Origin of the sequence: Natronococcus sp. A-GB7 (assembly GCF_029688865.1) — an archaeon.
Taxonomy (GTDB): Archaea; Halobacteriota; Halobacteria; order Halobacteriales; family Natrialbaceae; genus Natronococcus.
In genome coordinates, this window is the sequence record NZ_JARUKV010000002.1 from 230695 (window position 1) to 247522 (window position 16828).

Genomic DNA, 16828 nt, shown 5'->3' on the forward strand with positions numbered 1-16828 from the left:
TGACCGAGTGCTATCGCGGGCATAAGTTTTGTGCCGGGAAGAGAATTTTAGCTAATCCGATATTTCGACGACCGTCAGTCGGCGGTCGGCGCCTCGACCTCGAGCCCGAGATGTTCCTTGAGCGTCGTCAGCTCCTCGAGGTCGAAGCCGAAGGCGGTGACGTCGTTGTCGGCGAGCGTGTTGTCCATCTCGAGCGAGCGAGCCTGGTCCGGGCCGAAGGGGATGAACGGGACCGACTTCGCGGCCGTCAGCCCGAGTTTCGTCAGCTCCATCGGGATCGGAACGATGGTGACGGACTTCCCCTCTGCCTGGTAGGCCAGTTCGGTGACGTCGGCCAGCGTCGCGACCTGCGGGCCCGCAAACTCGTAGGTCTCGCCGACGTGGGTCTCGTCCTCGAGGATGTCGGCGAGCATCGGGACCAGATCTCCGACCCAGATCGGCTGGAACCGGGTCTTCCCGCCCCCCGGAAGTCCCGTGACGTGGGGCGTCGTCAGCTGCTTGGTAAACTCGACGAACTCCCCGCCGTCGCCGAAGACGACGGACGGTCGGACGATCGTCCACTCGAGGTCGGAGCCGGTGACGACGGACTCGGCCCGCCCCTTCGATCGGATGTAGTCGGTCGCCCCGTCGGGGTCGGCGCCGAGCGCGCTCATCTGGACGAACCAATCGACGCCGCGTTCCTCGCACGCTCGGACGAGGTTCTTCGTGCCGCCGAGGTGGACCTCCTGGTGGCTGGTTCCCTCGGGCGGTTTGTACAGCGGCGACAGCGAAACGAGGTTGACGACGGCGTCGTGGCCGTCGACGGCTCCGACGATCGAGTCGTAGGCGCTGGCGTCGCCCATCGCGCGATCGATCTCCGGCGGGAGGTCGGCCTCGTCCGGATTTCTCGAGAGGGCGGTCACGTCGTGACCGCGCTCGTGCAGTTCCGTACAGAGGTGCGTCCCGATGAAGCCGGTGCCGCCGGCGACGAGAACGTTCATACCACCACTAGGTCTCTCGACGGACTAATAGGGGACGGCGACACTGTAAGGGTCGCCGGCCTCGCGGGTTCGTCAGAGCCATGTATCCGCCCCGGCCAGTTCGAGTATGCTCGTGACCCTCGAGGGACTGGACGGGAGCGGAAAGACGACGGTCTGGGAGGCGCTGCAGGACGTCTATCCCGATGCGAGGTTTACGACCGAGCCCACCTCCGGAGAGACGGGGTCGTGGTACGGCGAGGCCGTCTACCGCTCGATCGCCGACGACGACGCCGACCCGCTGGCCGAACTCTTCCTGTACACCGCCGATCACGCCGATCACCTCACGCGAGTGATCGAACCCGCCCTCGAGCGCGGCGACCTCGTCATCTCGGATCGCTACTCCGACTCCCGCTACGCCTACCAGGGGGCGACCCTCGAGGCGGACGGCCGGATCACCCGCCCGCTCGAGTATGTCGTCGGGATCCACAGCGCGTTCTCGATCGAACCCGACCTGACGATCTACCTCGATCTCGACCCCGAGACGGCCGCGGCTCGCGCGGGGACGACGAACAAGTTCGAGCGCGTCGAGTATCTCTCGGACGTGCGAGACAACTACGAGCGGTTGATCGAACGGGATCCGGGCCGATTCGTCCGGGTCGACGCCACCCAGCCGCCGGAGGTCGTTCTCGAGCGCGTCGAGAACGTGCTTGCGAACGCGCTCGCGGACGCGGAGTAACCGGAATTACTTTCAGCCATCTCCGCCAGACTGGTGGCATGCACCGCGTTATCGGCGAGAGTTCCCTCGAGGACAGCCGCGTCTCCGTCGAAGAAGCCCTCGAGATCTACCACGATATGGTGCGAGCGCGCCGGTTCGACGAGCGCGCGCTCGCCTTGCAGCGCCGAGGCTGGATGAGCGGCTACCCGCCGTTCAGAGGCCAGGAGGGGTCACAGGTCGGGGCCGCACACGCCCTGGCCGAGACGGACTGGCTCGTTCCGACCTACCGATCGAACGCGATGCAGCTCGCTCACGGGGTTCCGATGAGCGACATCCTGCTGTTCCGTCGGGGGTACCCCGAGTACGCCTCCGATCACGATCTGAACGTCTTCCCGCAGGCGGTGCCGATCGCGACCCAGATCCCCCACGCCGCGGGGCTGGGGATGGCCGCGAACGATGGCGACTCCGAGGAGGCGATCTGCTGTTACCTCGGCGACGGCGCCACGAGCGAGGGAGACTTCCACGAGGGGTTGAACTTCGCCGGGGTCTTCGACGCCCCCGTCGTCTTCTTCTGTGAGAACAACGGCTGGGCGATCTCGACGCCCCGCGAGCGCCAGACCGCGAGCGACACCATCGCGCGCAAGGCCGAGGCCTACGGCTTCGACGGCGTTCGCGTCGACGGCAACGATCCCCTCGCGGTTCGCGAGCTGACCGAGGCCGCCCTCGAGCGCGCCCGCGAGGAAAACCCCGTCCTGCTCGAGAGCCTGACCTACCGACAGGGCGCCCACACGACGAGCGACGATCCCTCGCGCTACCGCGACGAGGCCGACGACCTTCCGGAGTGGCGCACCGCCGACCCCCTCGAGCGCTACGAGGACTACCTCCGCGGGGAGGGGGTTCTCGACGACGCGTTCGTCGAGGAGGTCGAGGAAGAGACCGAAGCGGAACTCGAGGACGCCGTCGAGACCGCCGAGTCGACGCCCGCGCCCGAACCCGGGGAGGTGTTCGACCCGGTGTACGCGGAGTCGACGCCCCGACTCGACGAACAGCGGGCGTGGCTCGAGGCGTTCGCCGAGCGCGAGGAGCTGCGGGAGCTCGAGCGCTGAGCCGGGTCGGAAGTCTCGAGCGTCGGCGTTCGACTCAGTCTCTCGACGATTCGTCGTCCCAGTGATCGCGACCGTGGTCGGTCAGCGACTCCCAGCCGAGGCGCTCGCCGAGGTCCCGAATCGCATCCGACAGCGTCCTGTCGCTCCCGACGTCGACGTCGACCTCGTCGTCCGGCCGCGGGATGAGTCCGCCGTCATCGCGGACGTCGCCGTGGTACAGCAGTCCCGACTCCGGACTGTGAAACACGGGCGTTCCGGGATTCATCATCCCGATCAGTTGGAGATCCGCTTCCCGCTCGGGATCGCGGGCCTCGGACGCGGGGACCGAGCCGTCGTCCCGGTTCGTTCCCTCGGGCCACTCGGGGTTCGGTCGATCGGCGGCGGACTCCGGCCGGTCGTCTGTCATGGGGGCTCGTACGACCGCCCGCCTGAAAGCGTCGAGGCTTCAGAGCGCAGGCTCGAGGCGGACGGAGAGTGAGTGTTCGCGTGCCGGGCGAGGAAGAGCGACGTCAGTCCATCGCGATGTAGGTCTTGGTGTCGGTCACGCCCTCGAGTCCCTGGATGTCGGTCGAGACGGCCTTGAGGATCTCGTACACCTCCTCGGTGGTGACCTCGACGATGATGTCGTAGTTGCCCGCGACGATGTGGGCCTCGGCGACAGAACCGAGCCCCCTGATCGACTCGAGCAGCCCCTCGGACTTTCCGGCGGCCGTCTTCACCATGATGAAGGCGTGAACCATTCTCGCTGGTGTGGTACACCGTGGCATGACTAAAGCCTTTTGTCGGCATCCGACCGAATGGTATGGGTCACCAGGGCAAACTTATTGGCGGGGGCGGGCGTACCCTCCGTTCATGCGGTTCGTGATTATCGGCGCCGGACGAGTCGGCCTGCGCACAGCGCGTGTCTTACGCGAGGAGGGACACGAGGTGACCGTCATCGAGCGCGAGGAGTCGAAGGTACGGCGTGCCCGAAACCAGGAGTTTACCGTCGTGGAAGGCGACGGTTCCCAGGAGACGATCCTCGAGGAGGCCGGCCTCGCCGAGGCCGACGCGCTGGGGGCGCTGACCGGCGACATGAACGTCAACTTCACGGCCTGCATGATCGCCAAACACCACGGCTGCCGGACGGTCATGCGCATTGACGAGGCCTACCGCGAGGGGATCTACCGCAAGTACGCCGAGGAGGTCGACGAGATCATCTACCCCGAACGGCTGGGCGCGATCGGCGCGAAAAACGCCCTGCTCGGGGGGACGATCCGCGCGATCGCCGACATCGCACAGAACCTCCAGATCGTCGAACTCACGTTCACCGACGAGGCGCCGATCAACGGCTACTCGATCAGCGAACTCGAGTTGCCGGCCGACGCGACCGTCATCGCGTTCGGCAAGCGCGACCGTCCACTCGAGATCCCCTCAGAGGACGAGTCACTCGAGACCGGAGACCGGATCGTCGTGCTGGCGGACTACGAGGTGTTGAGCGAGGTCAGACAGCTGATCGTCGGCGAGTCGGCGACTCGCGCGGCGGCGAACGCGGGCGCGGGAGGTGTCAACTGATGGTTACAGCGTACGTCATGATCAAGGCGAACACGGGCGAGGCGGACCGACTCAGAGAGAGCGTCGAATCGATCGACGGCGTCGAGGCGGCACACATCGTCGCCGGCGACGTCGACATCATCGCGAAGGCGGCCGTCGACACTCCCGCCGCGGTCAAGAAGATCGCGGCAACCGAGATTCAGGGGATCAACGGCGTCGAGGACACCCAGACGTACATCGCGATGGACTGAGCGTCGATCCCGTCCGGTGGCTCGAGTTCACATCGGCATTCCACCGCTCTCACCGTCTCCCTCGGCTGCCTCCTGGCCGCGACTCTGGGCGCTCTCGAGCAGCGTCGCGGCCGGTCCGCGGTACTCGTAGCCGGGGATCAGCCCCTGGGCGTAGGTGCCCTCGACGTACTCGATCAGCGCCTTCGCGTCCTCGGCGCCCTCGCGAGCGTCCCAGGCGACGTACTCGAGGCCGACCCGGACCGTCTCGCCGTCGCGCTCGACGGTCGGCTCCTCGTGAGTGCTCGTCTGGGCGACGGTGAACACGTCCTCGAGGCGACGCTCGAGGGTCTCGAACCAGCCGTCCTCGACGACGGGCGCGACGGTCTCGTCGCCGACCGCGGCGTCGAGCGTCGGCAGGTGGACGATCACCCGGAACCGGCCGTCCCGTTTTCCGTCCGCGTCTGTCGCGTCGACCGTCGTCTCGAACACCGTCGTCGTCAGCTCGTAGCCGTCCTCGAGCGCGTCGAAGGCGTCGTGGCCCTCGAGTTCGCGCTCGACGGGCCGAGGAAGTTCGCTCATTACCGTCGTGAACGGGCCTGAGCCGAAAGGGTGTTGCGTTTCTCGCGGGTTCGGCGACCCGTTTCGCGACGAAGTCCGGCGTTTCTCGGAAAACGGCCCGCATTACTATCCCCGACTCGCCCGTCGTAGCTCGGCATGAGTCTCGATAGACACGCCGCGGATCGACGACGGTTCGCTCGACTGCTCGGTCTCGACGAGCGCGACGGTGCCGGGCTGCCGATCGGCCTCGATCGCTCCGTCGCCGACGAGCCCGCGGATCCGACGCGGGCCGACGAGTCCGAACGTGACGCTACGAGATCGCGCGATCGCTGAGAACAGCTTCGACCGCGGTCGCGACCTCCTCGAAGTCTTTGATCGTGAGCCCGTCGGTGGTGACGAACACGCCCTCCCTGTCGTTCGTGACCCGGATCAGGAAGCCGTTGTCGAACACCCGAATCGTGTAGTTGTAGTCGCCGAGTTCGGACTGCTGGTAGGCCGTCTGTGCGGTTTTGAACCCGCGCCACTCGTGACCGATGAACGTCGAGAGATCGGCGTCGCGCTCGAGATCCCCGCGGAGGTACAGCTGCTCGTAGTCGTCCCGCGTGAAATACGTGACCGAGCGGAGGCTGTCGCCGATCGCCGTCCTGCAGGTCGTTCGAATCTGGTCCGCGATCTCCGAGTTGAGGAGCCCCGTTGCCATGTTCGAGCAGTGAACGCCCGATACCTTAACCCCGGGGGCTGGTGACCGGGTCACGAGACGGGACCGGAAACCGCGCTCGAGGCGGCTGTAGGCGGTGGTTTCGATCGACGACGGCGGTTGTAGCATCCGATTACGCGCTCGAGACCGCCTCGAGAAACTCGCGGCCGATCCGATCTCGAACCTGATCGACGAGCACCGCTTCGTCCTCGGGCGATCCGACGACGGCGGCGAGGGGAAGCTGGCCCCCCGCCATGTCGTCGTGTCCGCCGACGTTTCCCCGGTCGCCGAACAGTCGGATGAGCGACTCGCCGAGATCGAGGTCCGGTCTGTTCGTCCGTCCGCTCAGGTGGACCTCGTCGCGGATGATGCCACAGACGAGGACGGTGTCGACGCCGTCGATGTTCAGGAGGAAGTCGGCCCCCTGTGCCAGGGCGACCTTGTTCTCCAGCCGGCCGATACAGGAGGTCAGACAGGACCCCTGCCGAACCCGGTTGTGGATCACGTCGCCGAACGCGTCGACGCTGTCGGGGAGAAAGGAGACGCCGTAGAGCTCGCGGAGCCGGCTCGGGTCTGCCCGCTCGTGGAGGTAGTCGGCGACCGCGTACTCCCGGTCGGTCGGCTGGCGGTAGAAATCGAGCCGTTCCCGGTGGATTCCGAACAGCAGCGCGGAGGCGATCCGCGGCGTGGGTTCGGTCGCCGACTCTTGGAAGTACTCCGCGAGGATCGTCGCCGTCGCGCCGTAGGACTCGCGGACATCGACGGTGTCGGCCGGGATCGGCCCGTCCGCGGGGTGGTGATCGATCACGATGTCGATCGCCTCCTCCGGCGGGACCGGGTTGTGATCGCCGGGCACGGAGTGATCGACGAACGCGACGAGGTCGTTTGCCTCGAGTTTCGCGTCGCTGTAGCGCTGTGGCGTGACGTCGAACAGTTCGACGAACGCACGGTTTTGCTGGTGGACGATCGTCCCGCCGTACAGGATGTCGACGGTGTCGACGCCGCGGGCTCGAGCGAGCGACTCGAGGGCGATCGCCGACGCCAGCGAGTCCGGATCCGGATCGTCGTGACAGACCACGGTAAGCGACGAGGCCGACCGCAGCCGGGTGAGCACCGCGGCGGCGTTCGACATAGACTGGATTTTGCGCTACACCGGTGTTAACAATTGTCGTCTCTCCCGTGAGAGTCACGACGGGCGTGATACCGACGGGGCGGCGCTGAATCGCCGTAACACCCCGAAAGCGCCCCGAGGGATCCTGAAGTATTTATGGGCCATGGACTATCGTTCGCTATGGGCGGAACCTCCGGCGAGGAACGGTCGACGACGCTCGGCGAGGATCTCGACGAGACGACCGCGGCGATCATGGAGGCAGTGTACCGGGCGCTGTCGCACAACGGGTATCCCGCGACGACGATGTCCGAGATCGCCGCGGAGTTCGAGAAGAGCAAGTCGCTGCTGTACTACCATTACGAGAGCAAGGAGGAGATCCTCAACGACTTCTTCGCCCACCTCTGTGAACGGCTCGAGGCGACGCTCGTCGAAGACCCCTACGACGACCCGCACGAGCAGCTCCTGGCCCTGATCGACCGACTGCTGCCGGCGGGGATGGACGACGAGTCGCTCCGATTTCGGCGTGCGTTCTTCGAGATCCGGTCGCAGGCCCCGCACAACCAGTCCTACCACGAACAGATCGAGCGCTCGGACGAGATCATCCTCGAGGCGCTGACCGAGACGGTCCGACGGGGCGTCGACGAGGGACGGTTCGCCGACGTCGACCCTGAACGGGAGGCCGAACTCCTCTTTTCGACGATCTACGGCATCATGGAACGAGGCGTCACCCTGGAGGATCGAGCGCTCATCGAGCGCAACAAGGCGACCCTACACGACCGAATCGACCGCTGGCTGCTCGAGGACGGGTGAGGACGAGTCGGAGGCAGACGGCTCGACGAGCGACGAATCACGTCCGGCTCCGACGGGGTCTCCAGCCCCGTTCTCAGAACACGAAGAGCAGCCAGAACACCCACATGAGGAAGTTGACGGCACCGAGGACGCCGATCATGACGCCGACCCACCGTCGCTCCATGATCCGAACCAGGTTGTACCCGCTGTAGGCCGCAAGCGCACCGAGCAGCGGCACGAACAGTGAGGCGATCGCCGCACCGATACCGTTCCAGACGTGGAACTTCGACTCGTCGTGTGCTCGCCTGAAGTCGTCCGAGAGACTCGTCTTCGAGTTGCTCATGAAACGTTCGTCCTTCGTACCGCCAGCATATAAACTGACCGTTCAGTCAGGACGAGGGTGGCGGCGTCGACCGTAGCCGATTGCGAGCGGTGACGGCCGTCCAGCGGACAAAAACCTACGCGATCGGATCGGCTGACTCCCGGTCGAGGCTCGCCTCGAGCACCGCCGACAGCTGCGCCCGAACCGTCGCCCTCGAGTCCGGCGGACAGCGCTCGACGATCGGCTCGAGCCACCGCGATCGGTTCGGCGGACAGCGCCGTCGGTCGGTCGAAACTCGGGCTCCGGACCGAGGAGCGCGGACGCAGTACCCGAGCGTGCTGCCGTGCCGTGCCAGCTCCCGTCGCGGTCCGACGTCCGCGAGAAGCGCCGCGAGTTCGACCGCACAGCCCGTCAGTGCGCCGATCCGGCGCGCTTCGTCTCCCTCGGGAGCCGCGGATCGGGACTCGGCCGCGAGCATCGCCTGGCCCTCCTGGACGGCTCGCGTCGCCTCGGCCAGCGTCTCGAGACAGCGTTCGACGAGTGCCGGCTCGGCGTCGAACCTCGCCGTCAGCCCGAACGCCGTCGACTCGAGGAGATCCCCGAGCAGAACGTCGTCCGTCGGCTTGCGGCCGGTCCGTCGGCCGTACTCGACGGCCCTGCGGTGGAGACGCGTCTGTAACGAGACGAGCTCCAGCGAGGCGGCGATCGGCACCAGCGCCTCGAGCGAGCGCTCGTCACCGAGCCCGTCGGCCATCGCCAGAAACACCTGGCCGTGGATCCGCGGCCGGCCGAGTTCGAGTACCTCCTCGGGGGAGCGCTCGAACGCGCCGGGTTCGGGCAGGTTCGCCCGGATCGCGTCTTCGATCGCCACCCGTCGCTGCGCGATCGTCCGTCTCATGGCCGTCTCCGCCGTGGGCTCCCCGACGAGGTGCTCTCGGGGCAGAGATTGCCTCCAGCAGTTCGTTCCAGAATTCCAATCACTTGAGTGCGTCTCTGTGGATCGAGTGCGATCGACATCGATTCTCCGCGCTGACCCCGACCGACACCGTCGTCGGTCGGCACCGTGCTGACCGAACGGTTGGTCAGGAGGTGAAATAAGTATTGCGTCGTTCGATCGCCCCTGGAACGCCCGAGCGGGATCTCAGATCGATTCGATCGCCCGGTCCAGGTCGGCGATCACGTCCTCGGGGTCCTCGATGCCGACCGAGAGCCGGACGAGGTCGTCGGTGACGCCGCTGGCGAGTTTCTCCTCCGCGGAGAGCTGCTGGTGGGTCGTACTCGCGGGGTGGATGATCAGGGTCTTCGCGTCGCCGACGTTCGCCAGCAGGCTCGTCAGGTCGACCTCGTTGCAGACGGTCTCGGCGGCGTCGTAGCCTCCCTCGAGTCCGAACGTGATCATCCCGCCGTAGCCCCCGTCGAGGTACTCACTGGCGTGCTCGTGGGTCTCGTGGCTCTCGAGGCCGGGGTAGGTGACCCAGTCGACCTCGGGGTGGCCCTCGAGATACTCCGCGACGGCCATCGCGTTCTCGCAGTGTTTCTCCATTCGCAGCGGGAGAGACTCGAGTTTCTGCAGCGTGACCCAGGCATCGAACGGCGACTGCTGGTTACCCAGGTCCCGCAGCCCGCGGGTGCGGGCGGCGATGGCGAACGCCTGTTCGCCGAACGTCTCGTAGAAGTCGATCCCGTGATAGGCGGGATTCGGTTCGGTGAGTTCGGGATAGTCGCCCTCCGGCCAGGGGAACGTGCCGCCGTCGACGAGCACGCCGCCGACGGTCGAGCCCGCCCCGTGGATCCACTTCGTCGTCGAGTTCCAGACGAGGTCGGCGCCGTGTTCGATCGGCCGGCACAGATAGGGCGTCGCGAACGTGTTGTCGACGAACAGCGGCACGTCGTGGTCGTGGGCGATGTCGGCGATGCGTTCGATATCCGGAGTGACCAGCGCCGGGTTGCCGATCGTCTCGAGGTGAACGAAGGCGGTATCGTCGTCGATCGCCTCGGCGTAGGCGTCGTAGTCGAGCGTGTCGACGAACGTCGTCTCGATGCCGCGTTTCGCGACGGTGTGGGTGAGGTAGGTGTAGGTGCCGCCGTACAGCGACGACGAGGAGACGATGTTGTCGCCGACGTCCGCGAGGATGAACGTCGCCAGATCGAACGCGGCCATCCCCGACGAGGTGGCGAGGGCGCCGACGCCGCCCTCGAGGGTCGCGATGCGTTCCTCGAGCATCGCGTTCGTCGGGTTCATGATCCGCGAGTAGATGTTTCCGAACTCCTCTAAACCGAACAGCGCCGCGGCGTGATCGGTATCCTCGAACTCGTAGGAGGTCGTCTGGTAGATCGGCGGCGCCCGCGCGCCCGTCGTCGGGTCGGGGTCGTGGCCGGCGTGAACGCTGTTCGTCGCGAATCGGCGGTCGTCCTGATCGTCGCTCATAGCAGTGACCTCAGACCCACAGGCAATAAAATCACCAGTCGATTATGTTCGGGAAACCGACGGACGTGAACGGCTCGAGGGGATGCGGCGCGCTACTCGAGCAGCGGCTCGCCGGTCATCTCCGGTGGCTGGTCGAGCCCGATCAGCTCGAGGATCGTCGGCGCGATGTCGGCGAGGGTGCCGCCCGGCCGAACCGCCCGTCCGCCACTGGTGCCGTCGGGGGCGAGGTAGATGAACGGTACCTCGTTGTAGGTGTGGGCGGTGTGGGGCTCCTCCTCGGTCCCCATGTCGTCGGCGTTGCCGTGGTCGGCCGTGATGAGGACGTGCGAGCCGGCAGCCTCGAGGGCGTCGACGAGCCGACCCAGCTGGGTGTCGACCGCTTCGACGGCCTCGATGGCGGCCTCGTAGTCGCCCGTGTGCCCGACCATGTCGGGGTTTGCGTAGTTGAGTACGAGTACGTCCGGATCGTCGGTCTCAGTGGTGTCGATCGCCGTGTCGGTCACCTCGGGCGCGCTCATCTCGGGCTGGCGGTCGTACGTCGGGACGTCCGGACTCTCGACGATCTTCCGAACCTCGCCGTCGAACTCGACCTCGCGGCCGCCGTTCAGGAAGTAGGTGACGTGGGCGTACTTCTCCGATTCGGCGATCCGGAGCTGCGTCTTCCCGTGATCGGCGAGCACCTCTCCGAGCACGTTCTCCGGCTGGTTCGGCGGGTAGGCGACCGGCAGGTCGAACGTCTTGTCGTACTGGGTTAGCATGACGACCTCGACGTCCGGCGGGTGGGTCTCGATCTCGTCCGCCCAGTCCTCGGGCCGGATGTCCGCGAGCATTCGGGTGAGCTGGCGGGCCCGATCGGAACGGAAGTTGAACCAGACGACCGAGTCGCCGTCCTCGAGTGCCGCCTCACCTGCTACGAGGGTCGGATCGACGAACTCGTCCGTCTCGCCGCGATCGTAGGAGTCCTCGACCGCCTCGACGGCGGAGTCGGCCTCGTACTTCGCCTCCCGCTCGACGATCGCGTCGTAGGCCTGCTTGGTTCGCTCCCAGTTCTGGTCGCGGTCCATCGCGTAGTACCGACCCGAAACGGTGGCGACGTTGCCAGTTCCGTGCTCGTCGACGACGTCCTCGAGCTCGGCCAGGTACTCCCGGCCCCCGGTCGGCGACGTGTCTCGCCCGTCCGTGATCGCGTGGGTGACGGCCTCGACCTCACGGTCGCCGGCCAGCTCGATCAGCGCGTGGAGGTGTTCTTGATCGGCGTGAACCCCGCCGTCGCTGACGAGGCCCAGGAAGTGGACTCGGCCGTCGTTCTCGCGAGCCTGCTCGAAGGCGGACTCGATCGCGGCGTTCTCGCGAAAGGAGCCGTCGGCGATCGAGTCCGAAACCCGCGTGTACTCCTGGTAGACGACCCGGCCGGCCCCGATGTTCAGATGGCCGACCTCGCTGTTGCCCATCTGGCCGTCCGGCAGGCCGACGCGGCGGCCGGCGACCTCGAGGCGGCCGCTGGCGCCCGCCTCCGAGAGCCGATCGAACGCCGGCGTGTCGGCCGCTTTCACCGCGTCCCGTCCCGTGTCGTCGCCGAGCCCCCAGCCGTCGAGGATGATCAGCGCAGCGTCCATACCCGAGGGCTGCGCGGCCTCCCGTAACTAGCTGTCGCTGTCGGCCAACGTCGCGGCGCCGACCGCGAGATATTTGAAAGCGGGGCGAAAGGTCACTGCCATGACCCTCGATCCGGTCCACTTCGACGGGATCGCCGAGCTCGCGGGGCGGATCGACCACGGCGCCGACGAGCGGGATCGGCGGGCGTTCGCCGAGACCGTCTGGGAGGAGTTCCTCGATCCGCTCCGTCAGAACGGCCGGGTCGTCCTCGAGCCGATCGACGACCGGTCCCGGCGGCTGGTCGACTGCGAGGACGTGGCGCTGACCGATCGGCCGTTCCCGACCGAGCACGGCCTCGACGCCGGGACGATCAATCCGACGACGTTCAAGAACGGCCTCGTCATCGACGTCGCCCAGGCGGCGATGAGCGCGACGCCGAGCGACCTCGAGCTCCACCGCTCGCGAACGGCGGTGATGACGGTTCACTCGAGCGACGCGACCGCCAGCGTCGACAACGAGGAATGGGATCGCTTCGACGAGGAGACGAGCAAGCGACGGGTGATCCGAATCGGCCGCCTGGATCGGTTTGCCGAGGGCGTCGTCCACGCGCTGGCGCTCTATCTCGCCGAGAGCGAACACGCCCACGAGCACGCCGACGCGGTGTCGGATCTGCTCGTCCTCGACGGTCCCCTCTACCCGCGCGGTCTGCTTCGCTGGGCCGACCAGCACCCCGACCTCGCCGACTTCCTGCTCGAGGACCCCCGGCCGACGACGGTGCTCGAGAACTACGTCCGGCTCGTCGAGCGCTTCGTCGAACGCGATGTCCCCCTCGTCGGGTTCGTCAAGAACCCGGCGACGAAGGCGATCACCCGGGCGGTCCGGGAGACGACCGACGCGAGCGCGCCCTGGACGAACGACGCCGCGATGTTCACCCGGCTGCTCGAGCGCGGCGAGTACGTCGACGACGTCGACGGCGAGCGCTGGGAACGGGACACCTCGGCGCTGACGTACACGAACTGGTTTCGTTCCCGGGCCGGCGTCGACCGCCCGCTCTCTGTCGACGGCGACGCGCTCGGAATCGACCGCGAACTGTCTCCGGAGGCGTACGAGGTCACCTTCTTCGTCGTCTACGACCCCCGCAACGACCTGCTGTACCGGATCGAAGCTCCCTACGCCGTCACCCGCGACCGGGAGACCCGCGAACGGCTCACGATCCAGCTGCTCCAGGACGTCGCCGTCGCCCACGGGCCCCCCACGATCGTCGGCAAGGCCGACGAGCTCGCCCGGATCAGCGCCCCCGAGAAGCGCTCGCTTCGCGAGACCCTCGAGACTCGCTTCGAGACGAGTCAGGACCGCAGCTACGACGAGCACCGCTGGCTCGAGGACTACTGAGAGCTAGCTAGAAGCTATACAATCCAGCCACTGCGATAGCCAGTATGGCTGAATTCGAGGGTCGTATCGCCGGCCATCCTACCGTCCGCTTCGGAAACGGCGACCGACCGCTGGTTATTATTCCCGGATTGAGCGATGCGCTGCAAGGCAGTGAGACCTCTCGATTTACTCGGCTGCTGCTGAAGCGATACTATATGCGGGCGTTCGCCGACGACTACGACGTCTACATCGTCAGTCGCCCACGCGAACTTCCGGCCGATACGACGACCCGCAAACTCGCTGCAAACTACGCGGCAGTACTGGAAGAGATCGGTCAGGCGGCTGTCCTTGGCATGTCGATGGGCGGGCTTATCGCCCAGTACATCGGTAGCGATCATCCCGCCAATGTACAGAAACTCGTCGTGTCCCTCGCAGGGCCACGTCTGAGCGAGTCGGGAACGGATCACGTTTCGACGTGGCTCGACAGCGCACGCGAGGGTCGGTGGAGCGAGGTTTACCTCGGCTCCGTCGAAGCCACGTATTCGTCGACCGGAGCGCGCGCCGCCTACGGCACGCTGCTACAGCTTCCCGGGGTCGTGAGGCAACCACCGTACCCGAACGATTTCGTTGCGTCGGCGCGGGCCTGTCTCGACCACGATTCGACCGCAGTGCTATCGTCGATCGAACCTGAAACCCTGGTTCTCGGTGGTGAACTGGACGTTCTCTTCGATGCCGACGACCTCCGATCGATGGGGGAGACGATTCCGGACGCGACCGCCCGAATCCTCGAGGGGACCGGACACGGAGCGTTCGAGGAGCGAAGAACGGAATTTACCGAAGCGATCACCGCGTTCCTCTGGTAGATCTTCGAGAGTCCGTTCGGCGTCTGTGCGTTCGCTTCAGAGAAGACGTCCGCCCGAAGTTCCGAGTCGGGCCGGTGATTTGCGAAAGTTACAACAGGACCGCGATTCGGATTTCGAGCGGCGTAACTCCACTATCAAGGGCCGAAAGCCGCGATATCGGCGCCCACCGTCGCCAGCGCGTCGGCGGGGTTCGGATCGCTGTCGGCCAGGTGTGTGTACCGGTGGTCCGGGACGCTCGCCAGTGCTTCCGTGACCGCCTCGCTGTAGGCCTCGACGCCCGGTTCCGTCGGGTCCTCGCCGCCCCAGACGTCCCGGATGACGGTCATCGAGTCGATGCGAACCTCGAGCCTGCGGGGCTCGTAGCGGGCAAGCAGCTCGGAGAGTCCGAGCTGGAGGGCGACGTACTCGGCGGTGTTGTTCCCCGCGCGGGAGCCGACGGGGCGGCCGAGACGGGCGAGTTGGTCCCCTTCAGCGTCCAGGATGACGGCGCCCGCTCCCGCGGGGCCGGGGTTGCCGCGCGAACTGCCGTCGACGTAGAGGACGAAGGCGTCGCCCGCCGGGTCGGGAACGGGTGGCCGGCTGAGTCCCGACGCCAGCAGCTCCTCGAGTGCGGACCGCAGCTCGTCCCGGGTGGTACTGGGATCGAACAGCCCGCCGTAGCCGGGGACAGCGTCGTCTACGGCGTCGGTGGCGGTCGCCACCTCGTAGCCGACGTCCGCAAGGACCTCGTCGACGAGCGCGGCGAGTGGCGAGAGATGTTCGGCCGGGAGCGGGTCGTCGGTCACGCTGCTCCCCTCCGGGCTCCGGCTTCGATCCCCGACCTCTCGCTTCCGGGCGGTCCCGTCGGCTGGTCGCACCACTGCATATCGGTCCTCGGAGGTCGAGCGGGATAACCCCTTCAGCTGTCACCGGGAGCAGGCCGTTTCGAACCGGTCGGCTCCTCGAATCCCGGGAGCTCCCTCGAGCGATACTGGATGCAGGTAGCCAACTTAATAGCTGAACTAATTCACTCAGATCATCACACAAGCTATAACGGGGCATCGAAGAGTAGATAATCCCAATGCCTGATGGAGAGAGCGAACGGGGCGCTATCACCTGTATCGCCTGCAGTACCGTCTATGCCGGGGAGATCTGGCCGGGTGGTTCGATTCGGCCAATTGGAAGACAGTCCTGCGAGTGCGGATCGACTGAGTTCGAGATCATCGAAGAGTCGGTCGGTACACCACCAAAGGAGAAGAAGACAGACTGACGTTCGGTCACTACGCCCAGGCAGCGATTCGATGGACTCGGGTTCGGGACGACTCGAGGACGCCGTCCTACGGATCCCGTTCGACCTCGAGTTCGACTGACTCCGGGTCGACGCCGATCCTGGCGAACTGGGTGCGGACGTGCTCTTTGGCCGCCTCGAGGGCCTGATCGCGGGTGTCGAATCCGCGGGGCATCGGCGACTCGAAGGCGAGGTTGACCTCCCGGCCGTCGACGACCTGCACGCTGCCGCCGCTGTCGACCTCGTAGAACTCGTCGCAGATCCAGACGTACGCGGCGTCCTCGTCGGGTGCACCCCGGAACGAGGGGGGACGCTCCCCCCGCTCGTACACCGTTCCGGTGAGTTCGGTTCCGCCCGCGCGACCGCGTACGATGAACATGTGTTCAGCTACGTCCCCCAGATGCAAAAAATACCCGCACTCGAGCCGCTTCGAGTTCGAATCGCTCGAAACTCGGCGCGTCCGATCGACGGCGTTCGGATGAGCGACGTCGACCGGCGGATTCGACTTCTGTCGGCGGCCAACGAACGGGTTTCGCGTGATCACTGGAAACGTATAAGATTCCTAACCCAAACTGTTTCGGGACCGGGTTTATTCCCGTAGCAGTACTGCGTTTGGATAATGAGTTCGGACGCACGGACCAGTGGCGACGGGTCGAAGGGGGGACTGGCAGCCGTCTCGGGGGAGTGGTACGATATACTCCGACATCCGAGACGGATTCACTTGCTGGCAGCCCTCGAGAACGGGACCCACACGCTCGAGGAGCTCGTCGACGCCATCGCGACTCGGGAGTCGGGCGACCGGGAGGAGATCCGAATCGGGCTCGTCCACAACCACCTGCCGCGGCTGGCCGACCACAGGATCCTCGAGTGGGACGGCGAGACCGCCTGCCTGACCGTCGAGCGATCGTTCCCGATCGACGACCTCTCGGGCCTGCTCGAGGGCGGCGACCGGGCCGACGGACGGACACTCGAGACGCTCGTCCATCCGGTCCGGACCCAGCTGTACGCGATGCTCGCGGAGCTGGATCGGGCGGTCTCGGTCGAGACGCTCGCCGCCGAACTGGTCGAGCGAGACCTCGACTCGCTCTCGGAGCGCTCCGAGGCCCAGGTCGCACTCTACCACGTCCACCTCCCGGCGATGGCAGACGTCGGCGCCGTCGAGTTCGATCCCCGATCCGGAATGGTGCGAGGGCCGAACCGATCGGCGCCGTCGACGAACTGAACGACTCCCAGCGTCCGACTTTTCGAACCCGTTCGCGACCGGAGGGAAACGCGTTTGTAGA

21 protein-coding genes are annotated in these 16828 nt (G+C 66.4%); 9 read left to right on the plus strand and 12 right to left on the minus strand.

Translation table 11 applies throughout. The annotated features are described in order from the left end of the window. Positions 1-74: 74 nt before the first annotated feature. Positions 75-980: a complex I NDUFA9 subunit family protein gene (locus QA609_RS03150; RefSeq protein WP_278301126.1), complete on the minus strand. Its 906-nt coding sequence runs from the start codon at positions 978-980 to the stop codon at positions 75-77. Between the two features lie 106 nt (positions 981-1086). Here QA609_RS03150 and tmk point away from each other — a divergent pair, with 106 nt between their 5' ends. After that, complete coding sequence (tmk, locus tag QA609_RS03155) at positions 1087-1695, plus strand: dTMP kinase (RefSeq protein ID WP_278301127.1); 609 nt, start codon at positions 1087-1089, stop codon at positions 1693-1695. 38 nt (positions 1696-1733) lie between these two features. Next, positions 1734-2780 carry a thiamine pyrophosphate-dependent dehydrogenase E1 component subunit alpha gene (locus QA609_RS03160; RefSeq protein WP_278301128.1) on the plus strand — a complete coding sequence of 349 codons (1047 nt, stop codon included), beginning with the start codon at positions 1734-1736 and terminating at the stop codon, positions 2778-2780. A gap of 34 nt (positions 2781-2814) precedes the next feature. Here QA609_RS03160 and QA609_RS03165 read toward each other — a convergent pair whose 3' ends face one another. Together QA609_RS03165 and QA609_RS03170 are read right to left on the minus strand one after the other, a co-directional pair. After that, positions 2815-3186: a hypothetical protein gene (locus QA609_RS03165; protein WP_278301129.1), complete on the minus strand. Its 372-nt coding sequence runs from the start codon at positions 3184-3186 to the stop codon at positions 2815-2817. 103 nt (positions 3187-3289) lie between these two features. Continuing rightward, positions 3290-3520 (minus strand): Lrp/AsnC family transcriptional regulator, encoded by a 231-nt coding sequence (locus QA609_RS03170; protein ID WP_005554165.1) that lies wholly within the window; start codon positions 3518-3520, stop codon positions 3290-3292. Between the two features lie 112 nt (positions 3521-3632). Here QA609_RS03170 and QA609_RS03175 point away from each other — a divergent pair, with 112 nt between their 5' ends. Together QA609_RS03175 and QA609_RS03180 are read left to right on the plus strand one after the other, a co-directional pair. Beyond that, a complete protein-coding gene (locus tag QA609_RS03175; protein ID WP_278301130.1) occupies positions 3633-4334 on the plus strand; it encodes a TrkA family potassium uptake protein in 702 nt (233 codons plus the stop codon). Then, positions 4334-4564 carry an Lrp/AsnC ligand binding domain-containing protein gene (locus tag QA609_RS03180; RefSeq protein WP_278290291.1) on the plus strand — a complete coding sequence of 77 codons (231 nt, stop codon included), beginning with the start codon at positions 4334-4336 and terminating at the stop codon, positions 4562-4564. The genes QA609_RS03175 and QA609_RS03180 overlap by 1 nt, the downstream gene beginning before the upstream one ends. A 27-nt stretch (positions 4565-4591) precedes the next feature. Here QA609_RS03180 and QA609_RS03185 read toward each other — a convergent pair whose 3' ends face one another. Continuing rightward, the gene (locus tag QA609_RS03185; RefSeq protein ID WP_278301131.1) at positions 4592-5122 is read right to left on the minus strand and encodes a DUF5813 family protein; all 531 of its coding nucleotides are present in this window, start codon (positions 5120-5122) and stop codon (positions 4592-4594) included. A gap of 135 nt (positions 5123-5257) precedes the next feature. Here QA609_RS03185 and QA609_RS03190 point away from each other — a divergent pair, with 135 nt between their 5' ends. Continuing rightward, positions 5258-5434, plus strand: a complete 177-nt coding sequence (locus QA609_RS03190) for a hypothetical protein (RefSeq protein WP_278301132.1) — start codon at positions 5258-5260, stop codon at positions 5432-5434. Here QA609_RS03190 and QA609_RS03195 read toward each other — a convergent pair. Together QA609_RS03195 and QA609_RS03200 are read right to left on the minus strand one after the other, a co-directional pair. Beyond that, complete coding sequence (locus QA609_RS03195; protein ID WP_278301133.1) at positions 5412-5801, minus strand: hypothetical protein; 390 nt, start codon at positions 5799-5801, stop codon at positions 5412-5414. The genes QA609_RS03190 and QA609_RS03195 overlap by 23 nt on opposite strands. Positions 5802-5931: 130 nt before the next feature. Further along, a complete protein-coding gene (locus QA609_RS03200) occupies positions 5932-6930 on the minus strand; it encodes a bifunctional oligoribonuclease/PAP phosphatase NrnA (protein WP_278301134.1) in 999 nt (332 codons plus the stop codon). Between the two features lie 159 nt (positions 6931-7089). Between QA609_RS03200 and QA609_RS03205 the strand changes: the two genes are divergently transcribed. Beyond that, positions 7090-7719 (plus strand): TetR/AcrR family transcriptional regulator, encoded by a 630-nt coding sequence (locus tag QA609_RS03205; RefSeq protein ID WP_278301135.1) that lies wholly within the window; start codon positions 7090-7092, stop codon positions 7717-7719. Positions 7720-7792: 73 nt separating this feature from the next. Here the strand turns inward: QA609_RS03205 and QA609_RS03210 are convergent, their stop codons facing one another. From QA609_RS03210 to gpmI, 4 genes are all read right to left on the minus strand, one after another. Further along, positions 7793-8041: a hypothetical protein gene (locus tag QA609_RS03210; RefSeq protein ID WP_278301136.1), complete on the minus strand. Its 249-nt coding sequence runs from the start codon at positions 8039-8041 to the stop codon at positions 7793-7795. Between the two features lie 115 nt (positions 8042-8156). Beyond that, positions 8157-8918, minus strand: a complete 762-nt coding sequence (locus tag QA609_RS03215; RefSeq protein ID WP_278301137.1) for a dimethylallyltranstransferase / geranyltranstransferase — start codon at positions 8916-8918, stop codon at positions 8157-8159. Between the two features lie 243 nt (positions 8919-9161). Continuing rightward, complete coding sequence (locus QA609_RS03220) at positions 9162-10448, minus strand: O-acetylhomoserine aminocarboxypropyltransferase/cysteine synthase family protein (protein WP_278301138.1); 1287 nt, start codon at positions 10446-10448, stop codon at positions 9162-9164. Positions 10449-10540: 92 nt separating this feature from the next. Continuing rightward, entirely contained in the window at positions 10541-12064 is a 1524-nt protein-coding gene (gene gpmI, locus QA609_RS03225) for a 2,3-bisphosphoglycerate-independent phosphoglycerate mutase (protein WP_278301139.1), read from the minus strand. Between the two features lie 100 nt (positions 12065-12164). Here gpmI and QA609_RS03230 point away from each other — a divergent pair, with 100 nt between their 5' ends. Both QA609_RS03230 and QA609_RS03235 read left to right on the plus strand, forming a co-directional pair. Beyond that, complete coding sequence (locus QA609_RS03230; RefSeq protein WP_278301140.1) at positions 12165-13436, plus strand: DNA double-strand break repair nuclease NurA; 1272 nt, start codon at positions 12165-12167, stop codon at positions 13434-13436. 44 nt (positions 13437-13480) lie between these two features. Continuing rightward, positions 13481-14278: an alpha/beta hydrolase gene (locus QA609_RS03235; protein WP_278301141.1), complete on the plus strand. Its 798-nt coding sequence runs from the start codon at positions 13481-13483 to the stop codon at positions 14276-14278. Positions 14279-14412: 134 nt separating this feature from the next. Here the strand turns inward: QA609_RS03235 and QA609_RS03240 are convergent, their stop codons facing one another. Further along, on the minus strand, positions 14413-15063 hold the full coding sequence (locus QA609_RS03240; RefSeq protein ID WP_278301176.1) for a ribonuclease HI family protein: 651 nt from the start codon (positions 15061-15063) through the stop codon (positions 14413-14415). Between the two features lie 531 nt (positions 15064-15594). Continuing rightward, positions 15595-15924 (minus strand): hypothetical protein, encoded by a 330-nt coding sequence (locus QA609_RS03250; protein ID WP_278301143.1) that lies wholly within the window; start codon positions 15922-15924, stop codon positions 15595-15597. 240 nt (positions 15925-16164) lie between these two features. On the opposite strand from QA609_RS03250, the gene QA609_RS03255 reads away from it, so the two are divergent. Next, positions 16165-16767: a hypothetical protein gene (locus tag QA609_RS03255; RefSeq protein WP_278301144.1), complete on the plus strand. Its 603-nt coding sequence runs from the start codon at positions 16165-16167 to the stop codon at positions 16765-16767. Positions 16768-16828: the final 61 nt, after the last annotated feature.

Coding starts and splice junctions, on each gene's coding strand:
- QA609_RS03230 (WP_278301140.1), top strand. CDS start 12,165: ATGACCCTCGATCCGGTCCACTTCGACGGGATCGCCGAGCTCGCGGGG.
- gpmI (WP_278301139.1), bottom strand. CDS start 12,064: ATGGACGCTGCGCTGATCATCCTCGACGGCTGGGGGCTCGGCGACGAC.
- QA609_RS03150 (WP_278301126.1), bottom strand. CDS start 980: ATGAACGTTCTCGTCGCCGGCGGCACCGGCTTCATCGGGACGCACCTC.
- QA609_RS03170 (WP_005554165.1), bottom strand. CDS start 3,520: ATGGTTCACGCCTTCATCATGGTGAAGACGGCCGCCGGAAAGTCCGAG.
- QA609_RS03190 (WP_278301132.1), top strand. CDS start 5,258: ATGAGTCTCGATAGACACGCCGCGGATCGACGACGGTTCGCTCGACTG.
- QA609_RS03210 (WP_278301136.1), bottom strand. CDS start 8,041: ATGAGCAACTCGAAGACGAGTCTCTCGGACGACTTCAGGCGAGCACAC.
- QA609_RS03160 (WP_278301128.1), top strand. CDS start 1,734: ATGCACCGCGTTATCGGCGAGAGTTCCCTCGAGGACAGCCGCGTCTCC.
- QA609_RS03195 (WP_278301133.1), bottom strand. CDS start 5,801: ATGGCAACGGGGCTCCTCAACTCGGAGATCGCGGACCAGATTCGAACG.
- QA609_RS03200 (WP_278301134.1), bottom strand. CDS start 6,930: ATGTCGAACGCCGCCGCGGTGCTCACCCGGCTGCGGTCGGCCTCGTCG.
- QA609_RS03205 (WP_278301135.1), top strand. CDS start 7,090: ATGGGCGGAACCTCCGGCGAGGAACGGTCGACGACGCTCGGCGAGGAT.
- QA609_RS03165 (WP_278301129.1), bottom strand. CDS start 3,186: ATGACAGACGACCGGCCGGAGTCCGCCGCCGATCGACCGAACCCCGAG.
- QA609_RS03255 (WP_278301144.1), top strand. CDS start 16,165: ATGAGTTCGGACGCACGGACCAGTGGCGACGGGTCGAAGGGGGGACTG.
- QA609_RS03250 (WP_278301143.1), bottom strand. CDS start 15,924: ATGTTCATCGTACGCGGTCGCGCGGGCGGAACCGAACTCACCGGAACG.
- tmk (WP_278301127.1), top strand. CDS start 1,087: ATGCTCGTGACCCTCGAGGGACTGGACGGGAGCGGAAAGACGACGGTC.
- QA609_RS03215 (WP_278301137.1), bottom strand. CDS start 8,918: ATGAGACGGACGATCGCGCAGCGACGGGTGGCGATCGAAGACGCGATC.
- QA609_RS03220 (WP_278301138.1), bottom strand. CDS start 10,448: ATGAGCGACGATCAGGACGACCGCCGATTCGCGACGAACAGCGTTCAC.
- QA609_RS03175 (WP_278301130.1), top strand. CDS start 3,633: ATGCGGTTCGTGATTATCGGCGCCGGACGAGTCGGCCTGCGCACAGCG.
- QA609_RS03235 (WP_278301141.1), top strand. CDS start 13,481: ATGGCTGAATTCGAGGGTCGTATCGCCGGCCATCCTACCGTCCGCTTC.
- QA609_RS03185 (WP_278301131.1), bottom strand. CDS start 5,122: ATGAGCGAACTTCCTCGGCCCGTCGAGCGCGAACTCGAGGGCCACGAC.
- QA609_RS03180 (WP_278290291.1), top strand. CDS start 4,334: ATGGTTACAGCGTACGTCATGATCAAGGCGAACACGGGCGAGGCGGAC.